Source organism: Candidatus Thiodictyon syntrophicum, from assembly GCF_002813775.1.
In the GTDB taxonomy this organism is placed as follows: domain Bacteria; phylum Pseudomonadota; class Gammaproteobacteria; order Chromatiales; family Chromatiaceae; genus Thiodictyon; species Thiodictyon syntrophicum.
Window position 1 is genome coordinate 179242 of record NZ_CP020370.1, and the last position, 23221, is coordinate 202462.

Consider the following 23221-nt stretch of genomic DNA (forward strand, 5'->3'; position numbering starts at 1 on the left):
GCCCGTCGCGACGGGATTACCCTGGATCACTGCGTATGTCTGCATCGCCGATGAAGGTCAAATTCTCTGGACTCAAGACGACACGTAGTCGCGCAAGTGTGCGCATGGACTCATCTGCTTCGTAGTCGGGATACTCCGGATTGGTCGCCTTGAGAATATAGCGCCCATCTGGCGTTTTGGTCACTAGGCGCAGCAAGTATTGATCGTCACCGCCTGCGTCTTGTCGTTCAACGACCATGACCTGCCCGGTAATGGAGCCTGCGTGCGCCGGGTCAAGTAACTCCAGAAGCAGGTAGTCGCCGTCCTGGACGGGCGTCCTGCCGCCGTTCATCGAGTTTCCGATTGCGCGGGCCACAAAGTGTCGTGAGGGATCGAGGCGGCCATACTCCGAGCCGATACGGCAGGTGGCGTCCACATCGGTTCGTCCGCTTCTGAAATGTCCGCAGGCGATACGCAGGTTCGGAAAGTACGGGATCGTCCGGCCGGTCGTCTCCGGCGCGGGGGTCGGCCGGCGGAACGGGATGACCTTGGCGCTTGGTACGGTGGGCTCGTTCGCCTCGGCGGGCTCGGCGGGACGGTCGAGTCGCGGCTCGTAGGCGGCGAGCCGGTAGTCGACCAGTTCGCGAACCATGGATTGAAAGGTCTGGATCTCTGCGTCCGGTACATCGAAGTTCGGTTGGAATCGGCCTTTCCGAACGACGAACCAATTCGTTGCGTTCCCTGATTTGTTGCTCCCGGTCCATGCATTGATCGGGTTTCTCTTCCAGTGACCGAGCCATCCGCCCGGGTCGATGCTGTCGAGGTCGCGCAGGGCGCTGGGTAGGTCGCTGACAAAGCTGCGGCGGCGGCGAAAGACGGTCAGGGCTTGCACGGCGAGATCTTCCAGGCGGGGCGGGTCGCGAAGGCCGTCGTTGTCGAGGAGAGACTCCAGCAGCACGGCCTTGTAGCTGCGCGTCATGTTGGTGGTTTCGACCTCCCGGAAGAATGCCTCATGGCTGAGCAAGCATGCGGATTCCGCCGGGGCTAAATCTCCCTGGTCGCGCACCAGGGCCCACCATTGACTGTGCAAGCGGCGCAGGTCCGCAATGCTGGACCCGCTACGGTAGAACTCGGCCAAGGTCGGGCGGCGACCCAGCGACTCCTTAAGCGACTGGTAGTCAGTCGCGGGTCCACGCCCCTGGAGACGAGTCAGGAACTCGATGATCTCGATATCGTAGTTTGCGTAACAGCCCGGTGGAAGGATCAGCGTGCCGTCGCGGGCGCGGCGCGCGAAGGCGGCCAAGGCCGAATAGCTGGTGCCGGCGCCGAAGAGTGCCTGGGGTTTGTTCAGGAAGCCCTTGTGGTTGCCGATGAAGTCCAACACCACCAGGCGTTCTTTGTCTGGATGCTGGCGCAGGCCCCGGCCAAGCTGTTGCAGGAACAGTACCTTCGACTCGGTAGGACGGAGCATCAGGACAGTGTCGATGGCGGGCAGATCGACACCTTCATTGAACAGGTCGACTGAGCAGATGACCTGCAGTTCGCCGCGATCCAATTGTTCGAGCGCCGCGCTACGGTCGAGTGGGGAGCCATGGTAGACGGCAGCAGCGCGGATCCCTTCGCGGCGGAAGCGTGCGGCCATGAAATCCGCGTGGCGCTTGGAGACACAGAAGGCCAAGGTCCGGCCCTGGGCCTTGGCGCGCCAATGGGTCAAGGCATGGCGCGCACGCCCCAGGGTAGCCAACTTGTTGGACAGGGACTCGGGGTCGAAACGCCCGTTGCGCCAGGGGATCTCTTGGTAGTTGACGGTTTCGTCGTAGATGCCGTAATAGTGAAAGGGGCAAAGCAATCCCAGTTCAATGCCATCGAACAGGTGACGGGTGTAGACCAGATTGTCATCGCACAGGCTCAAGATATCGGACTGGTCGGTCCGCTCCGGCGTTGCCGTCAGTCCGAGAAGGAACCGTGGCCTGAAATGCTGAAGCAATTGACGGTAGATCGGGGCGGAGGCGTGGTGGAATTCATCCACCACGATGTATTCAAAGCGCTCCGGTTCGAACCGTTCCAAGTGACGGACCTGCCCCAGCGTTTGCACAGACGCAAACAATAAGTCCACGTCCGCGTCTTTCTGTTCGCCAGTGTATCGACCCACCCGCCTGCGAGGGTGAACGCGCTGGAAGCTGCCCTCGGCCTGGAGTAGGATCTCTTCCCGATGGGCAACGAACAGGACGCTGCTCGCGTGCATTGATGCACTGTCGAACGCCGCCAGGTAGGTCTTGCCGAGTCCGGTCGCCATGACCACCAAGCCGCGACGGTAGCCCGCGTCCCGCGTGGCGGCCAAGGCGGCGAGGGCCTCGCGCTGCACTTCCGTCGGCCAGGGTGGGGGATCTTCTTGATCGTTGCTCCCCGGGGCAACGGGGAGCCGCTGGACCTTGCGGCGCTGCTCGTAGCGATCGATCCAATCATGGTCCAGCGCGTGAACATTGGGATGCTCGAACAACACCTGGCACTCGACCTGGATCTCACGGAAGCCAAGCGCGTGAGAGGCGGCCGGGTCGTCGGCCCAGTTCACCCGATAGTTCCATTCCAACCCGTCGGTGAGTGCGGTGCGGCTGATGTTGCTGGAGCCGACGAACGCCGCACCCCAAACCTCGCGTCCCTCCTGGTTCTGGACGCAGATATACGCCTTGAGATGGAAACTCTCGTCCTCGGCCTGAAATACGCGCACGTCGGCGCCGCGCTCGGCGAGGAGCAGGAGCCGACGTAGGGCCGGTGGGTCGGTGACGTCGAGATAGTCGCTGGTCAGGATGCGCAGTTGCGCACCGCGGGTCTCGATGGCGTCTGCCAGTGCATCGAAGAGTAACGTCAGGCCGCTCGACTTGATGAATGCGACCGCCAAGTCGATCCGGTTCGCATGACGGATGGCGGTAAGCAGCCGCGGCAGGAACGGATTGCGGACGCCGCCGGTGATCAGGTACTGGGGCACTTCGACTCAGTCCTAACGAGCAGAGTGTTCAGCCAATATTCGGTCTCGCGATCCGGCCGCAGATCGGTCGTGATCCAGGTCTCCAACGCCTCCAAACTCCGGACTACTTGGAGCAGCGCGGTGAGGCCGGCCTCGTTAAGATCGGTGAAGCGCCGGCCGTTGTGGTCTCGCTCACCCTGGCCATACTTGAACGACGCGTAGATAACGCCCTGCGGCTTCAGGGCGCCGCCCATGCGGAACAAAACATCCGGGAGTTCGGCCGCACCAATGTGCAACAGGCTGGCACAGGCCCAGATGCCATCGAATCGACTGTGCCATTCCAAGTCCTCGAAACGCATGACCTCAACGCGAAGTCGGCAATAGGCTGCCGCGAGATTGGCGAGCGTCGGTGAAGCATCGAAGGCGGTAACCTTGTAGCCGCGTTTCCGAAAGGCGAGGGCATCCCGACCGGAGCCGCAGCCGGCGTCGAGAATGCAGCCCTGCTTCGGTAATCGCCACAGAAAGCGTTCGTACAGGGGCGACATATCGACTGCGATGGTATCGTCGAAAAACTGGCGCGCATGACTCTCGTAATAATCGCTAGTTGACGCAGGCATTGCAGATTTTGGTATCAGGGACACGAGTGTCGTTATGCATCGACTCTGTAAGGCAATTGGCTCGCCTAGGCGGACTAATATTAACATGAGTGTCTCGCCGAGGCGGGTCAGACACAAGCGGGCGTCCTAAGAGCCTGTCGGACTTTCGGTGACGGTGAAAATCGAGCACAAATTGACCGATCTTGATCGCCTGCGCGAAATTTGGAGCACTCGAAACCCGCGGCACTGGTTCAGTTTGGTTCTTCCTTATCCTTATGTTTTTGTAGTATTTTTATAACCTGGGCTGTCGAACTCTAAGGACCTCATCCCACGAGAGTCCCTGCTGGAGAATCCCCAGAGCCACCGCAGGAACCTGTTTTGTCGTGAAGTGGCTGCGAATAAAGTTATGGACAATCCACAACATATCCAATGTTCTTTGCAAACCAGAAATGCTCTTCGCGTACGTATTCGTTCGGCGGCGATAAGCAGAATTCTTTCGCCGAAATGAAGCGTTCGATGCTTCCAAATGATTAGCATGAATATCGGCTGGCGTCACATCTTGATCGGTTTCTGGATGCTCCGGATGAGGGGTTTCGTATTTGGGACGCGAGTGCCCCGTTCTATCAGTTCCTTTCCCTTTATTCTTAAGGCGCACCTTCACACCGCGACGAAGCACTTTCGGTGGGCGGCCGCGTTTTCCGGTTCGCAATACTTCGTGGCAAATTTCAAACAGGAGATTGCCATACCGACGTTCCCCGTCGGTGACTAGAGTGACATCGCCAGTACGCAGGATGACATCTCTAAGTATTTGTATGGCATATGAAAATAGGCTGCGATCCTTTTTCCCGCACTGAAGCGCCCAGATAAATCGACTTGCCCTTTCCATCAGTACGATCGTCCAGCCTTCACAATCCTCCGGGGGGACATTCCTATTCACTTTCGTATAAAGCTCATCACCTTCGATCAGTTGCTCAATAAAGGTGTGCGTCAGGGCATATATGACCAGCACATCCTTGCAATCGGCCAGGCGACGCTCCCATAGGAGCAACGTATTCTTCGCAATCGCGAAGGCCCGGCAGGCGGCGTTCAAGCCGATCCCCTCAGTGCGCGTTTTGAGCACTTGAATGATGAAGCTGGTCGGTTTCCTGAGCCCCTCGATAAGGGTGGCTTTGGTCTCGGAAAAGAGCCTATTGCAACTTTGACATCGCCACAGCAAACGCGTACCGTTATGACCGGTTTGATACGTCTTGTGATGCCGACAATTCTGTGAATTGCAATGAGGGCATGTCCATTGTCCGTTCAAGAAGTTCTCACTTATTCAAAAAGTGACGGAAACCCGCGCCGAACTAGATATATTACATATATTTCAATGTCTTGTAAACAGGAATTAAACTGAACCAGTGCCAAACCCGCGAAAGGCTCCAATTTTCGCGTAGCGTAGCGACGCGTTGCGAAGCTATGTCTGACGAATAAGCGTTTATCCGTCGTGCGCGCCCAACTGACCCCGAGTCGGAGCGCGACGCCGCGCGCGCACGACGGATAAACGTTTGTTGGACTAATCCGCTCCTGGCACGACGCCTGCTGCGGCCGCGGTCCTCTTTAAGAGAGGGAATTGTATCCCTGAGGCCGGGGCGCCGGTCGGTCCCGGACCACGTTGCAGCACCCGGATGCCGCTCGGTGCGGCACCAAGCGGGCCTCCGCAGGGCTCCGCGGGGCTGGACAACGGGCTATTGAGGACGAAGTGTAGCCCATTTCCCGGATGTTGGGCGAGCGCGAACGCAGGCCGCGGGCGGCCTGTCCCGGACGGCCGGCGGGCGCTGAGGCTTAGCAGGTGGCGGGCATCAGCGAAACCCCCTGACCACGCCGTAGCGGGGCCAGGTGCGCGGTGACGTGCAAGCGCCCAGTGCGGCACTTGGGACAGGGATAGCCGTCAAAGGGCGCCGTCGCCGCCGGTGCCGTGGCGGGTTCCGGCGTCGGCGGCGGGGCCGCCAGCGCCGCACGGATCAGCGCCAGACAGCGCGCCCGGCAGCGGTTGGCCAGGAAACCGAAATGACGAACGCGCATGAACCCTTTGGGTAAGACGTGCAGCAGGAAGCGCCGGATCAGTTCCTCGCCGGTCAGGGTCATGACCTTGTTGCGACTGCCGTCGCGGTAGTCCTTGTAGCGGACGTCCACCGTGTCGTCCTCTTCATCGAAGGCCAGCAGCCGCCGGTCCGACAGGGCGATGCGATGGCTGTAGCGGCCCAAATACTCGATCACGGTATCGGTGCGCGCCAGACAGGGCTTGGAATAGACCACCCACTCGGGCTGCATCAGGGCGTTGAGGACGCGGTCAACCTCCGCGGCCGTGAGGCGCGACAGTCGCCCGTCTTTGAAGGCCCGGCGCAACCGGCTGACCAAACCGCCGCGGAAGTGCCGCGACAGCGCCCGCACCGGGAACAGATAGGTACTCTTGGCCGGATGCCAGGTCCCGTCGGCGCCAAAGGCCCCGCCCGGCACCAGACAGTGCAGGTGGACATGGCGTACCAGCGTCTGCCCCCAGGTGTGCAGCATCGCCGTCATCCCCAACTGCCCGTCCAGGCGCTTGGGGTCCTCAGCGAAGGCGGACAGGGTCGCCCACACCGTCTCGAACAGCAAGGCGTAGATCACCTCGGGGTGGACCTCGACCCAGCCGTTGAGGGTGTCGGGTAGCGTGAAGACCAGATGGTGATAGGTCACCGGCAGCACCGCCGCACGCTGGCGTTCGACCCATTCCTCGGAGGCCCGGCGTTGGCAGCGCGGGCAATGGCGATCACGGCAGGCGTGATAGAGGAAGGGGCAATCCCCACACTGGTCGCATTCCAGGGCGAAGCCGCCCAGCGCGGCGGTACGACAGTCCAGGATGTGATGACAGACCTGCCATTGGTGCGGGCTCAACGGGTGATGTTCGGCATAACCGGACAGGCACGCCGCCATGACCGCTTGCAGGGAGGTATTAGCCATGGCCGGCCTCCAATTGGGCAAGCAGGTCCAGGGTCCCTTCGCCCTCGCTGGCACTGGGCAGCCAATGCACATAGCGCAGGGTGGTCTGGATGCTGCGGTGGCCCATCAACCGTTGCAGGCGCTCCACCGACAACCCGCCCGCCAATTGATGGGTGGCGTAGGCGTGGCGCAGCCCATGGATCCCGCCGACCGTGGTTACGCCGGCCTGGCGCTTGGCGTCGGTGAAGGCCTTCTGCAAGCCGGTCGGCGACAGCGGCGTCCCGGCGCGCCCGGCGAACAGCCAATCCGCTGGCCGATAGAGGCGCCAATAGTCCCGCAACGCCTCCAGCAGGGTCGGTGAGAGTGGGACCAGGCGGTCCTTCGCCCCCTTGCCCTGGGTGATCCGCAGCAGTCGGCGCTCGCCGTCGATGTCCTGCACCCGCAGGGCCAGGACTTCGCTCAGGCGCAGTCCGCAGCCATAGCAGACCGTCAACATCATGCGGTAACGCGGATTGTCGCAGGCGGCCAGGATGGCGGCGACCGCGCCGCGGGTGAGCAGCTCCGGGATGCGCTGCGGGCGCTTGGGTAAGGTGACCTCCAGGTCGACCGTCGGCCAGCCGAGCACCCGCAGATAGAAGAAGCGGATGCCGTTGTACATCAGCCGCACGCTGGCCGGGGCCAAACTGCGCTGCACCACCAGATGCTCGAAGTAGCGCGTGAGATCGGCGTGCTCCAGGGTGTCCGGGGAGCGCCGGGTGAATTTGGCGAGGTCACGCACCGCGTCGAGATAGCTTTCGTGGGTGCGCGGCGAGAAGCCATGCATCTGCATGGCCGTGATCATCTGCTGACGCAGGGGTGTCATCGTCTGGTTCTCGGTCAACGACCCGGAGTGGGCCGTTACGAGTGTGGACGATGGGGGACGGGGCGGGGCCGCGGGTAACCGTGGGACGGCTGGGCTTATCCGCGCTTCATTCGCTATTCAATGGCGCTGCGGGATGGCCGCGGAAGGCCCCGCGGAGCGGATTAGTTCAACAGACTACTAGACAATCGCGAGGGGCGAATCCCTTCCACGCCTTTACCCCGACCTTCCAGGGTGTGCCGCCTCAGTCTTGTTTCGCGCAAACCGGGGACTAAGTCTAAACGGGGGCACCTGAGTAGTTATCGCCTGTGCTGCTTAACCAAGGAGTCAACCCATGAGTATTAAGAATCAACAACCTACCGATCCGGACCTGCGAGGCGTGTCTGCTGCACTGCTGCGCGCCTCCGAGGCTGCGCGTCGTCTGGCACAGCAGACCGGTACCCCGTTCATTGTGCGGCAACCCGAGGCCGTGGCTGCTGAGCAGCCGCCACCGCCACACCACCCGCCCGCCCGGCCTTCCGAGTCCTGAGGTCATGACCTGGTGTCAGCGGTTCCGGGGGGTAGCCAGCCAGAGGTAACCCATGTCCAAGCAAATACAGATCGCTGTACCCGATTTCGTCGACCTTGACGCCGCCGAAATGCGCTTGCTGCTGGCCGCAGCACTCTATGACCAAGGCCGACTCTCGCTTGGTCAAGGCGCCGAAATGGCGGGCCTGTCCAAACGGGCCTTCATGGAGTCGCTAGGCGGCTGCGGGGCCTCAGTGTTCAATCACTCACCTGAGGATCTCGCGCGGGACCTTGCCAATGCCTGATGTGGTTGCTGTGATCCCCGAGCCGGGCCACTCGTTGCGCCTGACCTTCGCGAACGGCGAATGCCGCCGCTTCGACATGACCCCCTATCTCGGCTATCCGGTCTTCCAACGCCTGCGCAACCCCGGGTTTTTCGGCCTGGCGCGGGTGGACTACGGCACCGTGACCTGGCCTGGCGAGATCGATATCGCCCCTGAGACCCTCTATGTCGAGGGGGTGCCGGAATACCCGTGAAAGTGACATGGTCCAGTGGCTTCGCGACAGTCAATATCGCCATGAAAGGGAGCACGAGCCTCCCGGTACGGTAAGGGGTGTTCGGTCGCCTTACCACGGCGCAAGTTTCTGGATCGTCCGATTACGCTGATCCGGCAGCCGGTCCGGAAGCTGACTGGTCGCGAGGTCGCTGGTCCGCACAGCGGACCCTACAGGCGCGGAGCCAGGCCGCAAGGGTTCGTGGTGCGGACCGATCGCCGCTCAGTTGGGCTCTCTGTTGCGCCCTTCTTGGGGCGGTTGCTTGGTGCTTGCGCGTCGGAAAAACGAAAAAACCGCCCGAAGGCTGCTTTTTCTCCCTAAGCCAGACGCGAAGCCGCGTGCGACAAAGGGTGGATCAGTGATCAAGATGCGGCGCTGACCGGCGGAGCGCAACCAGCGTTCCACTGCCATTGGGTTAGGCTGCACTCGCTGACCGCGTTCCCTGCGCCAGGAGTCCAAGGCTTCAGCCTTGGCGCGCTCCAAGGCTGAAGCCTTGGACTCCTGGCGCTTGGGCGGCGCCTAACTTAATGGCAGTGAACCAGCGCTCCGCCGGGCATCTGGGAGCGCCCCACCCCAGTGCGGCGCGATCTCGCGAGCGACTGCGGCCTTGCGTGTTGTGGATAGGCCGCGCCGCACTGGGGTGCGGCGCTCCCAGGGGCCGGACTGATGATCAAGGCCCTTCCTGGGGGGCGTGCTTTGCGAGCCAACTGTCCAGCGCATTGGCGAAGGCCTGCCGATCGCGCGGACCCAAAGGCGGCGGGCCGCCGGTATCGATGCCGCTGCCGCGCAGCGTGTCCATGAAGTCGCGCATGGTGAGACGCTCGCGGATGTTGTCCGGGGTGTAGCGCTCGCCGCGGGGGTTGAGTGCGTGACCGCCCTTGGCGATGACCTCGGCGGCCAGCGGGATGTCGGCGGTGATGACCAGATCGCCGGGGGCGAGCAGGCGCACGATTTCGTTGTCGGCGACGTCGAAGCCGGGGGCGACGCGGATGCTGCGGATGAGTCGTGAGGGGGGCGTGGGGATGGGCTGGTTGGCGACCAGGGTCAGCGGGAGGCCGACCCGTTCCGCGGCACGGAACAGGATGTCCTTGATGACCTTGGGACAGGCGTCGGCGTCGACCCAGATCTGCATGACGGCGGTGCTGCCCGGGCCCCGCGCGGGGCCCGGTCGTTGCGGCTGCGGCGGCTACTCGTCTTCCGCGGTGGCTGGTGCGATCACGGCCGCCGACGCGAGGGGGCCGGCATCGACATCCAGTGTGTCCAGGTCCGCGGGCGGCGCGTCCGTGCCCGCGCCCTTGACGGGCGGCAATTCGTCGCGGTGTGACTCGTGGACCAGTATCAGTCCGCCGAGCGGGGGCAGGGCGATGGGGATGGAGTGGGGGCGGCCCATCCAGCTCACGTCCTCGGAGCGGACCCCGCCCTGGTTGCCGACGTTGCTGCCGCCGTAGAACTCGGCGTCGGAGTTGAGCGCCTCGCGCCAGAAGCCGGCCTTGGGGACGCCGATGCGGTAGTTGTTGCGCGGGACCGGGGTGAAGTTGAAGACGGCGACGACCAGGCGCCCGCCGGCCTTGTCCTTGCGGACATAGCTCAAGACGGACTGGGATGAGTCGTGGCAGTCGATCCACTCGAACCCGGACCCCTCGAAGTCCACCTCGTGCAGCGCCGGCTGTTCACGGTAGAGCCGGTTCAGATCCGAGACGATCTGCTTGATCCCCTGGTGCTGGGGGCGCTCCAGCAGTTCCCAGTCCAGGGCCTCGTTGAAATCCCATTCCTGGCCCTGGCCGAATTCGCACCCCTGGAACAGGAGCTTCTTGCCGGGGTAGCTGAACATGAAGGTGTAGAGCAGGCGCAGGCTCGCGAAGCGCTGCCAGGGGTCGCCGGGCATCTTGTCCAGCATGGACTTTTTGCCGTGCACCACCTCGTCGTGGGAAAAGGGCAGGACGAAGTTTTCGGTGAAGGCGTAGAGCAGGCCGAAGGTCAGCAGGTCATGGTGATAGTGGCGGTAGATGGGGTCCTTCTCCATGTAGGAGAGGGTGTCGTGCATCCAGCCCATGTTCCACTTCATGCTGAAGCCCAGGCCCCCCAGGTAGGTCGGGCGCGAGACCGCCGGCCAGGCGGTGGACTCCTCGGCGATCATCATGCTGCCCGGGTGCTGTTCATGGGTGACCATGTTCAACTGGCGGATGAAGTCCACGGCGTCCAGGTTCTCGTTGCCGCCGTATTTGTTGGGAATCCACTCGCCGGCCTTGCGGGAATAGTCCAGATACAGCATGGAGGCGACGGCGTCCACGCGCAGCCCGTCGATGTGGAACTCGGAGAGCCAGTACAGGGCGCTGGAGAGCAGGAAGTTCTTCACTTCGTTGCGGCCGAAGTTGAAGATCAGGGTGCCCCAGTCCTTGTGCTCACCCAGGCGCGGGTCCGCGTGCTCGTAGAGGGCGGAGCCGTCGAAGCGCGCCAGGGCATAGGCGTCCTTCGGGAAGTGGGCGGGGACCCAGTCGAGCAGCACGCCGATGCCCGCCTGGTGCAGGTGATCGATGAAGAAGCGGAAATCCTCCGGGCTGCCGTGGCGGCTGGTGGGGGCGAAATAGCCGGTGCACTGGTAGCCCCAGGAGGCGTCGAGCGGGTGCTCGGTGATGGGCAGCAGTTCGACATGGGTGAAGCCCAGTTCCACGGCATAGGCCGCCAGTTGCACCGCCAACTCCCGGTAATTCATGAAGTCGCCGGCGGCGTCGCGCTGCCAGGAGCCCAGGTGGACCTCGTAGGTGGAGAAGGGCCGGCGCTGCCAGTCCGATTCAGCGCGCGCCTTCATCCAGTCGCCGTCACCCCAGTCGTAGGCGCTCGGGGCCGTGATCAGCCCGGCGGTCTCGGGGCGCTCCTGGAAGGCATTGGCGTAGGGGTCGATCTTGACATGGGCATTGCCCACGCGGTCGCGCAGTTCGTACTTGTAAAAGCCGCCCGCCCCGATGCCGGGGATGAAGAGCTCCCAGACCCCGGTGGCACCGCGGACCCGCATGGCATGGGCGCGGCCATCCCAGCGGTTGAAGTCACCCACCACGCTCACCCGGTCGGCGTTCGGCGCCCAGACGGCGAACTGGACGCCGCTGATCCCGTCCACTTCCTTCAGGTGCGAGCCCAGGAAGCGGAAGGCGTCCCAGTGCTTGCCCTCGCCGAAGAGGTGCAGATCGAAGTCGCGCAACTGGGGCGGGAAGCAGTAGGGGTCGTAGGCGGTGCCGCGGTTGCCCGCCTTGTCCTCCCAGGCCAGGCGATAGCGCTCCGGGACCAGTGCCGCATCTCCCTCCCAGGTGAAGAGGTCGGTCCCCTCGGTGCGGATCATCTGCGCCTTCGCCTCCAGGATCTCGACCCGCTCCGCCGCGGGCAGGAAGGCGCGCACCGTCACCCGGCTGCCGGTGACGTGCCGCCCCAGGACCTCGAAGGGGTCGTGGTGACGGGCCTCGACGATACGTGCGAGCGGCTCGGGCAACTTGGCGGCGGTGCTGGTGGGGGCGACCATAGGGGTTCTGTTCTCCGGGAGGGCTTGTTATGTGCGGCGGGGGCGGCCTGCGGCGTACCGCGCGGCCCCTGCGCCAGTGGTGATTCGGTGATCGCGGGTCCCGCGCCCCGCGCCCCGGGGACCTGTCGTGCGTCGGCGCGGGCCGGCGGGCGGCCGGCGCGGACGACCGGTGCGTCGCTGCGGGGGCGCCGCGCGGACGCGGGTCGGGACCGGCGCCCCGGGGGTGGGCATTCGCAACGTGTGAGAGGGTGCGCCACCGATCGGTTATGGGTTCCGTGATCCCGTCAGATGGTACCATAAGCCCACCGGCGGGCACTCCAGAACGCCCAACGCCGGACTAAAACCACCAAGAGGAGGATCCATGCCGGCATCGAACCCGCGGTTCGTCAGCCGCCTGACCCGCAACACCCTGGCCCTGATTCTGGCCGGCGGTCGCGGCTCGCGGCTCAAACACCTCACCGCCTGGCGCTCCAAGCCCGCGGTCCCCTTCGGCGGCAAGTTCCGCATCGTGGACTTTCCGCTGTCCAACTGCATCAATTCGGGCATCCGCCAGGTCGGCGTGCTCACCCAGTACAAGGCCCACTCGCTGATCCTGCACATCCAGAAGGGTTGGGGCTTCCTGCGCGGCGAGTTCGGCGAGTTCGTCGAGCTGTGGCCCGCCCAGCAGCGGGTGGTGGAGACCGCCTGGTACGCGGGGACGGCGGATGCGGTGTTCCAGAACTTAGATATCATCCGCAACCACAACCCGGAATATATCCTGATCCTGGCCGGTGACCACATCTACAAGATGGACTACGGGACCATGATCGCCCACCATGTCGAGACCGGCGCCGACATGACGGTCGGCTGCATCGAGGTCGAGAAGGAGCGCGCCGGGGAGTTCGGCGTCATGACCGCGGACGCCGAGGGCCGGGTGCGCGGCTTCGAGGAAAAGCCCAGGGACCCGGTGACCATCCCCGACCGCCCGGACCACTGCCTGGCCTCCATGGGGATCTATGTCTTCAACCGCGGCTTCCTCTTCGAGCAGCTCATCAAGGATGCCGACACCCGCGAATCGTCCCATGATTTCGGCAAGGACATCATCCCCTCCGTCATCGACCGTTACCGCGTCATGGCCCACCCCTTCCGCGACCCGCGCAGCGGCGAGCAGGCCTATTGGCGCGATGTGGGCACCCTGGACGCCTTCTGGGAGGCCAATCTGGAGCTGATCGGCGTCACCCCGCCGCTGAATCTCTATGACGAGCAATGGCCCATCTGGACCTACCAGGAGCAGCTCCCGCCCGCCAAGTTCGTCTTCGACGACGAGGACCGGCGCGGCATGGCGGTGGACTCCATGGTCTCCGGGGGCTGCGTCATCTCCGGGTCCAAGGTGCGGCACTCGCTGCTCTTCTCCAACGTCCGGGTGAACTCCTATGCCACGGTCGAGGACTCGGTGATCCTGCCGAACGTGACCATCGGGCGCAGTTGCCGCATCCGCAATGCCATCATCGACCGCAATTGTCAGATCGCCGAGGGCAGCGTGATCGGCTTCGACAAGGCGGCGGACCGGCGCGCGGGCTATTACGTCACGGAGCAGGGCGTCACCCTGGTGGCGCCAGAGATGCTGGGGCAGGGCATCAACTTCGTCCGTTGAGGCGGGCCGCGCGGGTCTGGGGTCCAAGGCTTGCGCCTTGGGCCCCGCCGCGTCGGAGCGGTAGCCCGTGGCGCAGTTCCCGATACCAGGCTCGCAGGTCCACGAACCGGGGATGCGATCGGGCACCATTGGACAGAATCAACAGCAACATGCAGGATTGACAGGATTATTGCCTTGGGGGCACCGTGATGCGCATCCTCTTGATCCTGTCTATCGCCGCCTTACCCTGGGTACTCGAGTGGTATCGGGCCCGGTGCTGCCGACACGAGGAGTGTGACCCCATGACGCCGTCCGCGCTACCGCCTGCCAAGCCGCCGCAAGACCGACGCGCCGGGGTGATGCTGCACCCCAGTTCACTGCCCGGCGGCGGGGTCTGCGGGGACTTGGGCGCTGAGGCTCGCTACTTTGTCAATTTCCTGGTCGACTGCGGCCTGTCGGTCTGGCAGATGTTGCCGGTCGGTCCCACCCTGTCGGAGGGTTCGCCCTATCAGACCAGTTCGGTCCATGCCGGCAATCCGCGCCTGATCGCCCTGGAACCCCTGCTCGCGCGCGGCTGGCTGCTCGGCCTGCCGGATTACACACTCGAAGACCCCTATCGCGCGCAGTCGACGGCCTTGGGCCACGCCTTCGCCGGATTCCAGGCCCACGCGGCGGCGCAGGAACGCGCGGCGCTGGACGCCTTCAGCGCCGAGCATGGCTATTGGCTCGCGGACTATGCCCTGTTTCGTGCCCTCTGGGAGGAGCAGGGGCGGCCCTGGTGGCTCTGGCCCGAGCCCCTGCGTGATCGCGACCCCGAGGCCCTGGCGGCGGCCCGCGCGCGCCTGGCGGCGGCCCTGGCGTACATCCACTTCGAGCAGTTCCTCTTCTTCAGCCAGTGGCAGGAACTGCGCGACTATGCCAACGGGCGCGGGGTCCGGCTCTTCGGCGACCTGCCCATCTTCGTCGCCCACGACAGCGCCGAGGTCTGGGCGCGGCCCCAGGACTTCGACCTCAACCCGGACGGGACCACCCGCACCGTGGCCGGGGTCCCGCCCGACTATTTCTCCGCCACCGGCCAGCGCTGGGGTAACCCGCTCTACGCCTGGCAGCGCATGGAGCAGAACGGCTTTGCGTTCTGGATCGAGCGCCTGCGCACCCAACTGCGCCTGTTCGACCTGATCCGCATCGATCACTTCCGGGGCTTCGAGTCCTTCTGGGAGATCGACGGGTCCGAGCCGCTCGCGACCAATGGCCGGTGGGTCAAGGCCCCCGGTGCCGCCCTCTTCACGCGCCTGACGGAGGTCTTCGGCACCCTGCCCCTGGTCGCGGAGGACCTGGGGGTCATCACCCCTGAGGTGACCGCGCTGCGCAAGCAGTTCGGCCTGCCCGGCATGAAGGTCCTGCAATTCGCCTTCACCGGCGAGCCGGACAATCCCTATGTCCCCTTCCGCCATGAGCGTGACGCCGTGGTCTATACCGGCACCCACGACAACGACACCACGGTCGGCTGGTTCGAGTCCCAGAGCGACGGGGCCAAGGGTTACATCTATGAATTTCTCGGCCACTCGCAGGAGGCCATGCCCTGGCCCCTGATCCGCGCCGCGCTCGCCTCGCGCTGCGACCTGGCGATCCTGCCCATGCAGGACCTCCTGGCCCTGGGCAGCGAGCACCGGATGAACGTACCCGGAGTGGCCGGCTACAACTGGAGTTGGCGTTTCACCTGGCCCATGGTCCCGCCGGAAACCCCGGCGCGGATCAGGCGGCAGTTGGAGATTTATCAGCGGCTGGCGCCGGGGTAGGGGGCGATTTAGTCCGTCGAATAGATGAATGGATTGACGAGTTCCAGCCCGCACCCCTCGAAGTCGGCCAGATTGCGTGTACCAAGCGCCATCCCGTTCGCTAGGGCGATGGCCGCAATCTCTGCGTCGCCATGACCGCCGAGACCACGTTGGTGTCGAGCAGGATCATGGTTCAAAATGAATTGGTTCGTGGGGATCCCTTGGGGGTAGCTCCAAGGTTACCCCATGGGCTGGCCCGAACAACTCACGCGCCAAGTCGCTGATTCGCTCCGGGGCCGCGACCGCGCGTTTGAGTATCCGCCGCGCCTCCTCTTCCATGGATACGCCCTGATTCTCGGCCCGCCGCCGCAGGCGTTCGTAGGTTTCGTTATCGAGTCTTCGCACGCTCAGGCTTGGCATACAGGCTTTTCTCCACCAGTGATTTCATCGCAGACTGGAGGCTGTTGGGCACAGCCCTGCCATCACATGCTAGCACTCGCCGACGAATCCATCCATGTGGCGAGGGGCGCCGTCATGGAGTCAGCCCCATCGCCTCCAGATAGTGTCGCGCACTGCGTCCCTGTTCGTACTCACTGACGGCGGAGCGCAGAACCGCCGCGGGCAGGGGCCGGTCCAGGGTCGCTGCCATGGCCGCAGCCATGGCCTGCACATCACCGACCGGTACCAGGGGGCCGAAGCGGCCCCCGTCCAGCACCTCGGCGGGACCGCTCGGGCAGTCGGTGGCGACCACCGGGACCCCCAGCGCCAGGGCCTCGGTCAGCACATTGGGCGAGCCCTCCCAGGCGGAGGAGAGGACGAATAGGGCGGCGCGGGCCAGATAGGGGTAGGGGTTGGACTGGAAGCCGACCAGGGCCACTTGGTCCGCGAGTCCCAATTCGGCGATCAGGGCCGCGAGTGCCGGGCGGGCATTGCCCTCACCCAGGATCAGGAGCCGGCAGTCGCGCCCGGCCCGCACCCGGGCGAAGGCGCGGATCAGGGTCGGGAAGTCCTTCTGGCGTTGCAGCCGTCCGGCGGCGCAGATGACGGGCGGGCCCGGGGCATTGAGCCAGGGGTGCGGGCAGGGTTGTGCCGCCTGGGCCGCCAGTTCCGGGGTGATCACCGGATTGCGGATGACCGCGATGGACGCCGCCGACAACCGGGCGATGCGCGCGGTGTCCTGCGCCACCCCGGCGGAGACCGCGATGATGCGGTCCAGGCGCGGATAGAGCAGGCGGATCGGCAGATAACGCAGCCAGCGCGAGACCGCGGCGCGTCCCGCCATGGCGGTGGACAGATTGGTGCCGAGCCGCAGTGCCAGCGGGGTGCCGGTGCCCGCCAGGGCGCGGGCGAGCACGGCGGTGCGCCCGGCCCGGTCCTTGGCTGCCAGCAGGGCCGCGGGGCGGCGCGCGCGCAGGTAGCGGGCCAGTGCCGGTGCGGCGAGCAGGGTGTGATTGGTAGCAAGCTCAATGCGCCTGACCGACTCCGGCAGGCGCCCAAGGTGCGGACTCTCGGCGCGCACCAGCACCAGGTCCACTGCCTGGCCCAGGTCCACGAAGCCGCGGATCAGGTTGATCAGCATCCGCTCCACCCCACCGGTGCCGGAGAAGGAGGCGAAGACGGCGAGTGGACTGGGGGTCGGCGGCATGGGAATCGTCGCAGGGTTGGGGCGGGGTGGTTGGCCATGATCCCAAGAAAGATCTGTTGTCCGCAAATGAACGCAAATGAACGCAAATTCAAAAAGGGCCTTGACTCGCCATGCCCCGGCCGGACGCTGCTAGAATCCCAGTCTATCCCGGAGCGTGGGAGCCAGAAGGATCTGACTCGATGGCCGTGACCCTACGGGTCCCAGCAGAGCATCGACAGACACGGCAGGTCTTTGATCCACTATCTTTTTTTGCGTTCATTTGCGGACACTGATTCTTCTACTGACCCCTGACCCCTGACCCCTGACCCCTGACCCCTGACCCCTGACCCCTGACCCCTGACCCCTGACCCCTGACCCCCGCACCCATGCCCGACACCGTCTATTTCTTCGGCACCTGTCTGATCGACACCCTCTTCCCGCGGGCCGGGCTCGCGGCCATGCAACTGCTGCGGCGCGCCGGTGTGCGGGTGATCTTCCCCCAGGGGCAGACCTGCTGCGGCCAGCCGGCCTACAACAGCGGCTATCGGGACGAGGCGCGAGCGGTCGCCCGTGCCCAACTCGACGCCTTTCCGGCGGACCTGCCGGTCGTGGTGCCCTCGGCCTCCTGCGCCGGGATGCTCAGGGTCCAGTATCCGCTGCTCTTTGCCGACACGGCGGATGCCGCGCGGGCGGAAGCCTTCGCGGGGCGGGTCGTGGAACTCGCCGATTTTCTGGTGCGGGTGCTGGATGTACGCCTGATCGACCTGGGGCCGCCCATCCGGGTGGCGGTGCACAATTCCTGCTCGGCCCGGCGGGAGTTGGGGGTGGCCGACGCGACCATGGACCTCCTCGGGCGCCTGGCGCGGGTCGAACTGGTGGAGCCGGAGCGCGCCGCCGAGTGTTGCGGCTTCGGCGGCGCCTTCTCCGTCAAGCAGCCGGAGATCTCCGCGGCGATGGCGGGCGACAAGGCGCGCGCCATTTTGGCGACTGGGGCCGCGGTCCTGGTGGGCCAGGATTGCGGTTGCCTGATGAATCTGGGTGGTACCCTGGCCCGTCAAGGCGGCGGTCCGCTGGTTCGCCATCTGGCCGAGTTCATTTGGGAGCGCACCCACCGTGACGACTGAGTTTCGCCTCGCCATCGGGGCCGCACTGCGACAGGACCGGGTGCGGGGGAACATCCGCCGGGCCATGGACGGGCTGGTGACGAAACGGCGCGAGGCCTTCCCGGACCCGCAGGAGCGCGAGAGCCTGCGCGACGAGGGCGCGGCCATCCGCGCCGAATCGGTGGCGCGGCTGCCGGAACTGCTGGAGGAACTGGAGCGCACCTGTACCGGCAACGGTATCCAGGTCCACTGGGCCGAGACCGGGGCGGACGCCAATCAGATCGTCCTGGGCATCCTGCGCGCGGCGGGGGCGAACGCCATCCTCAAGGGCAAGTCCATGGTCTCGGAGGAGATGGGGCTCAATGAATTCCTGCAAAGACAGGGCATCGAGGCGCTGGAGACCGATCTGGGGGAAATCATCATCCAGCTCGCCCACGAGGCCCCCTCCCACATCATCGCCCCGGCGATCCACAAGGACCGTGCCGAGGTTGCCGCCCTGTTCCGGAAACACTTTCCGGACCAGCCGCCGGCGCAGCAGATCGAGGAACTCACGGCGCTCGCCCGCACGGTGATGCGCGAGCGCTTCCGCGGCATGACGGCGGGGCTCTCCGGGGTCAACTTCGCGGTGGCCGAGACCGGCACCCTGTGCCTGGTGGAGAACGAGGGCAACGGGCGGCTCTGCACCACGCTGCCGGACGTGCATATCGCGGTGATGGGGATCGAGAAGGTGGTCGCCCGCCTGGACCAGGTGCCGACCCTGCTGACGCTCCTGACCCGCAGTGCCACCGGCCAGCCCATCACCACCTATGTGAACATGATCAGCGGCCCGCGCCGTGCGGGGGAGAAGGACGGCCCCACGGCGGTCCATCTGATCCTGCTGGACAACGGGCGTTCGCGCATCCACGCGGACCCGGAACTGTCCGCGACCCTGCGCTGCATCCGCTGCGCCGCCTGCATGAATCACTGCCCGGTCTATGCCCGCCTGGGCGGTCACGCCTACGGCACCGTCTATCCGGGCCCCATCGGCAGCATCCTGGAGCCTCAACTCCAGGGCCTGGCCGTGCGCGGGGAGATGGCGGAGGCCTCCAGCCTGTGCGGCGCCTGTGCCGAGGTCTGTCCGGTGCGCATCCCCATCCCGCGGCTCCTGAATCGGCTGCGCTATGAGGCCGTCAGCACCCGGGCGGCCTCGCCGACCCTGGGACACGGCAGCCGCCGGCTGGTCGTCCAGTCCGGGATCTGGCGCCTGTGGTCCTGGACCTGTGCCCACCCCCGCGCCTACCGCGCCCTGACCCGGCTGCTGGGCCTCCTGCGCCGGTTGCAGCCGACGCGCCTGCCACCCTGGACCGATACCCGCGAGGCGCCGCGGCTCGCCCCCGAGAGCCTCCACCGCCAGGCCCGTGCGGCCGGCTTTTCCGACCGAGCCTGACGCGCCGCCCTCATGGCCACTGGGCACCTCGTACCGGACAACCGCCGACCGGTGGTGCGCGCTCCGGCGATGGGCGCACACGATTGCCGCGATCCGTTCAGCCCATTTTGTGAAAGCCGTTGGGAGACTCACTATACTGGCCCGGGTTGACGCGCAACCGCGCTCCGGACCCAGTGACCCCCAGGAGCCGAACGCCCATGCCTGCACTGCCACCCCGTGAGGGCAGCCTCGAAGCCCCGATCCGTCACCCGCTCGACTGGCGCAACCCCGCGTTTTACGACGAGGGTTCGCTGTTCGAGGAACTGGAGCGGGTCTTCGATATCTGTCACGGCTGTCGGCGCTGCGTGAGTCTGTGCCAGTCCTTTCCGACCCTGTTCGACCTGGTGGACTCCAGTGAATCGCTGGAGGTGGACGGGGTGGCCCAGGTGGACTACTGGAAGGTGGTGGACCACTGTTACCTGTGCGACCTGTGCTACATGACCAAGTGTCCCTATGTGCCGCCGCACGCGTGGAACCTGGACTTCCCGCACCTGATGCTGCGGGCCAAGGCGGTGAAATACCGGGCGGGCGACGTCAAACTGCGCGACCGGGTGCTGACCAGCACGGATCTCGTGGGGTCCCTGGCCGGGATCCCGGTCGTGAGCGCGGTCGTGAATGCGGCCAACGAGAACGCCCTGGCCCGGCGGGCGCTGGAGGCGGTGCTGGCGGTCCATCGCGACGCCTGCGTGCCCCGCTACCAGAGCAAGACCCTGCGCCGCGCGGAGCCGGGGCGCATCGGCCGGGCGGCGACCGGCGAGCCGGCGGGCGCCACCACCGGCAAGGTGGCCCTGTTCGTCACCTGCTACGGCAACTACAACGAGCCCGATATCAACGCCGACCTGATCGCCGTCTTCGAGCACAACGGCATCCCGGTCACCCTGGCCCGACAGGAGCAGTGCTGCGGGATGCCCAAGCTGGAGCTGGGCAATCTGGCGGCGGTGCAGGCGGCCAAGGAGGCCAACATCCCGGTGCTGAAGGCCCTGGTGGATCAGGGCTGGGACCTGGTGGCGATGATCCCGTCCTGTGTGCTGATGTTCAAACAGGAATTGCCGCTGCTGTTTCCGGATGATCCGGACGTGCAGGCGGTGAAGGAGGCGATGTTCGATCCCTTCGAATATCTGATGATCCGGCACAAACACGGCAAGTTGAACCTGGGATTCAAACGGCCTCTGGGCCGCGTGGTCTATCAGGCGTCCTGCCACCAGCGGGTGCAGAACATCGGGCAGAAGACCCGCGAGGTGTTGGCCCTGGTACCGGACACCCGGGTGGATGTCATCGAGCGCTGCTCCGGCCACGACGGGACCTACGCGGTAAAGAAGGAGTGCTATCCCGTCGCGATGAAGATCGTGAAACCGGTGGCGGTTCGGGTGGCGCAGGCGGCCCCCGACCACTTCGGCAGCGACTGCCCGATGGCCGGGGCGCACATCGCCCACGCCCTGGGGCAGGACGGGCGGCAACAGCATCCGCTGACGCTGTTGCGTATGGCTTACGGAATCTAGGCTATGCCTCGCTCTTGAATCCTCTCACTCCGTGTCTTTGTGAGAGATTATTCTTACATTGCAACAGTGTGGTCTACCATGCAACTGACAAGAGCCGATCTCTATAGTCTCGAGGAGTACGCGCGGTGCCGCCCGCAATTCCGCGCCCGGGTCATGGCCCACAAGCAGGACCGGCGCGTGGCCCTGGGCGCCCATGCCACGCTCTATTTCGAGGACCGCCTGACCATGCAGTATCAGGTCCAGGAGATGCTGCGGGCGGAGCGGATCTTCGAGTCCGCCGGCATCCAGGACGAATTGGACGCCTACAACCCGCTGGTCCCGGACGGGTGCAACTGGAAGGCGACCTTCATGATCGAGTACGACGACGAACAGGAGCGCCGCGCGGCCCTGGTGCGCCTGCGCGGGATCGAGACGCGGGTCTGGGTCCAGGTCGCCGACCAGGCCCGGGTCTACGCCATCGCGGACGAGGACCTGGAGCGCGAGGACGCGACCAAGACCTCCGCGGTACACTTTTTACGCTTTGAGCTCACCCCGGCGATGGCGGCGGCCGTCACGGCGGGGGCGCCGATCGGCATCGGCAGCGACCACCCGGATTACTGCTGTGAAACCCAGGTCAGCCCGCAAGTGCGCGCCTGCCTGGCCGCGGACTTGGCGTGAAGCCCAGGAGCACCATGACCCGCCCGCCCCCGCAGGCACTGCTGATCGACCTCGACGGGGTCCTGTTCCAGGGGGACCGGCCCCTGCCCGGTGCCGCGCGCCTGCTCGGGCGGCTGGCCGGGCGCCCCCACTGCTTCGTCACCAATAACCCGATCCGTACCCCGGAGCAGATCGCCGCGGCCTGCGTGGCGATGGGGCTGCCCCGCCCGGACCCGCGCTACATCCTCACCTCGGCCCTGGCTACCGCCCGCTGGTTGAGCCGCGAGCGGCCGGGGCTGCGCTATTTCGCCGTTGGGGCCGGCGGGCTGGAGGCCGCCTTGAGCGCGGTGGGCAGCCGCGACGAGCGCGACGCCAACGCGGTGGTGGTCGGTGAGGGTGTCGGGCTCGACTTCGCGACCCTGACGACCGGGATCAACCTGATCCTGGGCCGCGGGGCACGCCTGATAGCCACCAATCCGGATACGACCGTGGACGGGATGCGCGACGGCCAGCGGGTGGTCCTGCCCGGCTGCGGCGCACTGGTGGCGCCCTTCACGGCGGCCACCGGCGTCACCCCGACCTTCATCGGCAAGCCCGAGCCGCTCCTTTATGAAATGGCGCTGGCGCAACTGGGCCTGCCCGCCGCCGCCTGTCTCATGATCGGGGACCGGCCGGACACCGACATCGTCGGGGCCGTGCGGCTCGGAATCCGGACGGCCCTGGTGCGCACCGGCCGCTTCCCGCCCGGTCGGGACTGGGTCGCCGGCCTGCCGCGACCGGACTTCGATGCCCCTGACCTGGATCGGCTGATCGAGGCCCTCGACAGGGCCTTTCCCGGGTTGCTCACCCCGCTCTAAGAAAAAGGAGCGGGGGCGTCCCGCCCCCGATTTCCCGTCGCCTGGTGCGGATGACGTCGACCGCTGGCCGCCTGGAGTCCAAGGCTTGCGCCGCGGTCGCATCGATTCAGGATAAACTGTCGCCAGTTTTCCCCTCAATTCCCCCCGGAGGGACGAATCCCATGGGCTCTGTCGTCGAACTTTACGAAGCCCTGGCCAGCGCGCCGGACGAGCGGGCGCGGGCGCGGCTGATTGCCGCAGCCTTCGAGCGTCTGGAAGAGCGCTACCCCCACTTGCCGGACTTGGTCACGCATCAGCAGTTGCGCGAGACCGAGGTGCGGCTCCAAAAGGAAATCGAGCAAGTGCGCGCGGATCTCAGCTTGCAGATCGAGCGTCTGCGCGGTGAAGTCAAGACCGAAATCGAGCAGTTACGCGCGGAGGTCAAGACCGATATCGCGCAATTGCGCGGCGAACTGCGCGAGACTGAACTGCGACTCCAGAAGGAGATTGAGCAATTGCGCGGTGAAGTCACGACCGCGATCGAGCACAGCCGCAATACACTGCTGATGTGGATCATCCCGCTCATGTTCGCTCAGGTCGGCGCGCTGGCGGCGCTGGTCAAGTTGCTTTGAGGGCGGTCGGCGCCGGCCCCCGCGGTTTCGGGAACCCGTTGGTTCCTCGCCACAGATATGTCACGCCCTTTCAGGGCTGCGTATTCTCTTCGACACCACCCAG

Annotated in this window: 19 protein-coding genes; 10 read left to right on the forward strand and 9 right to left on the reverse strand. The window is 65.5% G+C overall.

Features of this window, described 5'->3' with window-relative positions:
- Window positions 1-16: 16 nt before the first annotated feature.
- The 5 genes from THSYN_RS00775 to THSYN_RS00795 all read right to left on the reverse strand — a co-directional run bounded on the left by THSYN_RS00775 (window position 17) and on the right by THSYN_RS00795 (window position 7363).
- Window positions 17-2965, reverse strand: a complete 2949-nt coding sequence (locus THSYN_RS00775) for a DEAD/DEAH box helicase family protein (RefSeq protein ID WP_100917450.1) — start codon at window positions 2963-2965, stop codon at window positions 17-19.
- A complete protein-coding gene (locus THSYN_RS00780) occupies window positions 2950-3561 on the reverse strand; it encodes a class I SAM-dependent DNA methyltransferase (RefSeq protein WP_100917451.1) in 612 nt (203 codons plus the stop codon). Before THSYN_RS00780 ends, THSYN_RS00775 begins: the two co-directional genes overlap by 16 nt.
- A gap of 271 nt (window positions 3562-3832) precedes the next feature.
- Window positions 3833-4843, reverse strand: coding sequence for an IS1 family transposase (locus THSYN_RS00785; protein WP_100917404.1), 1011 nt, complete (start codon window positions 4841-4843; stop codon window positions 3833-3835).
- Between the two features lie 521 nt (window positions 4844-5364).
- Window positions 5365-6522, reverse strand: coding sequence for an IS91 family transposase (locus THSYN_RS00790; RefSeq protein ID WP_100917452.1), 1158 nt, complete (start codon window positions 6520-6522; stop codon window positions 5365-5367).
- Window positions 6515-7363, reverse strand: a complete 849-nt coding sequence (locus THSYN_RS00795; protein WP_100917453.1) for a tyrosine-type recombinase/integrase — start codon at window positions 7361-7363, stop codon at window positions 6515-6517. The genes THSYN_RS00790 and THSYN_RS00795 overlap by 8 nt, the downstream gene beginning before the upstream one ends.
- A gap of 578 nt (window positions 7364-7941) precedes the next feature.
- Here THSYN_RS00795 and THSYN_RS00800 point away from each other — a divergent pair.
- Window positions 7942-8172, forward strand: a complete 231-nt coding sequence (locus THSYN_RS00800) for a UPF0175 family protein (protein ID WP_100917454.1) — start codon at window positions 7942-7944, stop codon at window positions 8170-8172.
- Window positions 8165-8404 carry a DUF2442 domain-containing protein gene (locus THSYN_RS00805; RefSeq protein ID WP_100917455.1) on the forward strand — a complete coding sequence of 80 codons (240 nt, stop codon included), beginning with the start codon at window positions 8165-8167 and terminating at the stop codon, window positions 8402-8404. Before THSYN_RS00800 ends, THSYN_RS00805 begins: the two co-directional genes overlap by 8 nt.
- A 688-nt stretch (window positions 8405-9092) precedes the next feature.
- Here the strand turns inward: THSYN_RS00805 and THSYN_RS00810 are convergent.
- Both THSYN_RS00810 and glgB read right to left on the reverse strand, forming a co-directional pair.
- Complete coding sequence (locus THSYN_RS00810) at window positions 9093-9554, reverse strand: YaiI/YqxD family protein (RefSeq protein ID WP_100917456.1); 462 nt, start codon at window positions 9552-9554, stop codon at window positions 9093-9095.
- 54 nt (window positions 9555-9608) lie between these two features.
- A complete protein-coding gene (gene glgB, locus THSYN_RS00815; protein WP_100917457.1) occupies window positions 9609-11933 on the reverse strand; it encodes a 1,4-alpha-glucan branching protein GlgB in 2325 nt (774 codons plus the stop codon).
- Between the two features lie 361 nt (window positions 11934-12294).
- Between glgB and glgC the strand changes: the two genes are divergently transcribed.
- Window positions 12295-13566 (forward strand): glucose-1-phosphate adenylyltransferase, encoded by a 1272-nt coding sequence (glgC, locus tag THSYN_RS00820; RefSeq protein ID WP_100917458.1) that lies wholly within the window; start codon window positions 12295-12297, stop codon window positions 13564-13566.
- A 281-nt stretch (window positions 13567-13847) separates the two neighbouring features.
- Window positions 13848-15344, forward strand: a complete 1497-nt coding sequence (gene malQ, locus THSYN_RS00825) for a 4-alpha-glucanotransferase (protein ID WP_100922250.1) — start codon at window positions 13848-13850, stop codon at window positions 15342-15344.
- Window positions 15345-15509: 165 nt separating this feature from the next.
- Here malQ and THSYN_RS37115 read toward each other — a convergent pair whose 3' ends face one another.
- Both THSYN_RS37115 and THSYN_RS00840 read right to left on the reverse strand, forming a co-directional pair.
- Window positions 15510-15743: a FitA-like ribbon-helix-helix domain-containing protein gene (locus THSYN_RS37115; protein ID WP_100917459.1), complete on the reverse strand. Its 234-nt coding sequence runs from the start codon at window positions 15741-15743 to the stop codon at window positions 15510-15512.
- Between the two features lie 112 nt (window positions 15744-15855).
- Window positions 15856-16968, reverse strand: a complete 1113-nt coding sequence (locus THSYN_RS00840) for a glycosyltransferase (RefSeq protein WP_236848761.1) — start codon at window positions 16966-16968, stop codon at window positions 15856-15858.
- A 365-nt stretch (window positions 16969-17333) separates the two neighbouring features.
- On the opposite strand from THSYN_RS00840, the gene THSYN_RS00845 reads away from it, so the two are divergent.
- The 6 genes from THSYN_RS00845 to THSYN_RS00870 all read left to right on the forward strand — a co-directional run bounded on the left by THSYN_RS00845 (window position 17334) and on the right by THSYN_RS00870 (window position 23118).
- Complete coding sequence (locus THSYN_RS00845; protein ID WP_100917460.1) at window positions 17334-18071, forward strand: (Fe-S)-binding protein; 738 nt, start codon at window positions 17334-17336, stop codon at window positions 18069-18071.
- Entirely contained in the window at window positions 18061-19476 is a 1416-nt protein-coding gene (locus THSYN_RS00850; RefSeq protein WP_100917461.1) for a lactate utilization protein B, read from the forward strand. The genes THSYN_RS00845 and THSYN_RS00850 overlap by 11 nt, the downstream gene beginning before the upstream one ends.
- A gap of 197 nt (window positions 19477-19673) precedes the next feature.
- A complete protein-coding gene (locus THSYN_RS00855) occupies window positions 19674-21014 on the forward strand; it encodes a heterodisulfide reductase-related iron-sulfur binding cluster (RefSeq protein ID WP_100917462.1) in 1341 nt (446 codons plus the stop codon).
- 78 nt (window positions 21015-21092) lie between these two features.
- Window positions 21093-21671, forward strand: a complete 579-nt coding sequence (locus tag THSYN_RS00860; protein WP_100917463.1) for a DUF3501 family protein — start codon at window positions 21093-21095, stop codon at window positions 21669-21671.
- A 14-nt stretch (window positions 21672-21685) separates the two neighbouring features.
- A complete protein-coding gene (locus THSYN_RS00865; protein WP_100917464.1) occupies window positions 21686-22507 on the forward strand; it encodes an HAD-IIA family hydrolase in 822 nt (273 codons plus the stop codon).
- A gap of 161 nt (window positions 22508-22668) precedes the next feature.
- The gene (locus THSYN_RS00870; RefSeq protein WP_100917465.1) at window positions 22669-23118 is read left to right on the forward strand and encodes a coiled-coil domain-containing protein; all 450 of its coding nucleotides are present in this window, start codon (window positions 22669-22671) and stop codon (window positions 23116-23118) included.
- The last annotated feature ends 103 nt before the right edge of the window (window positions 23119-23221 follow it).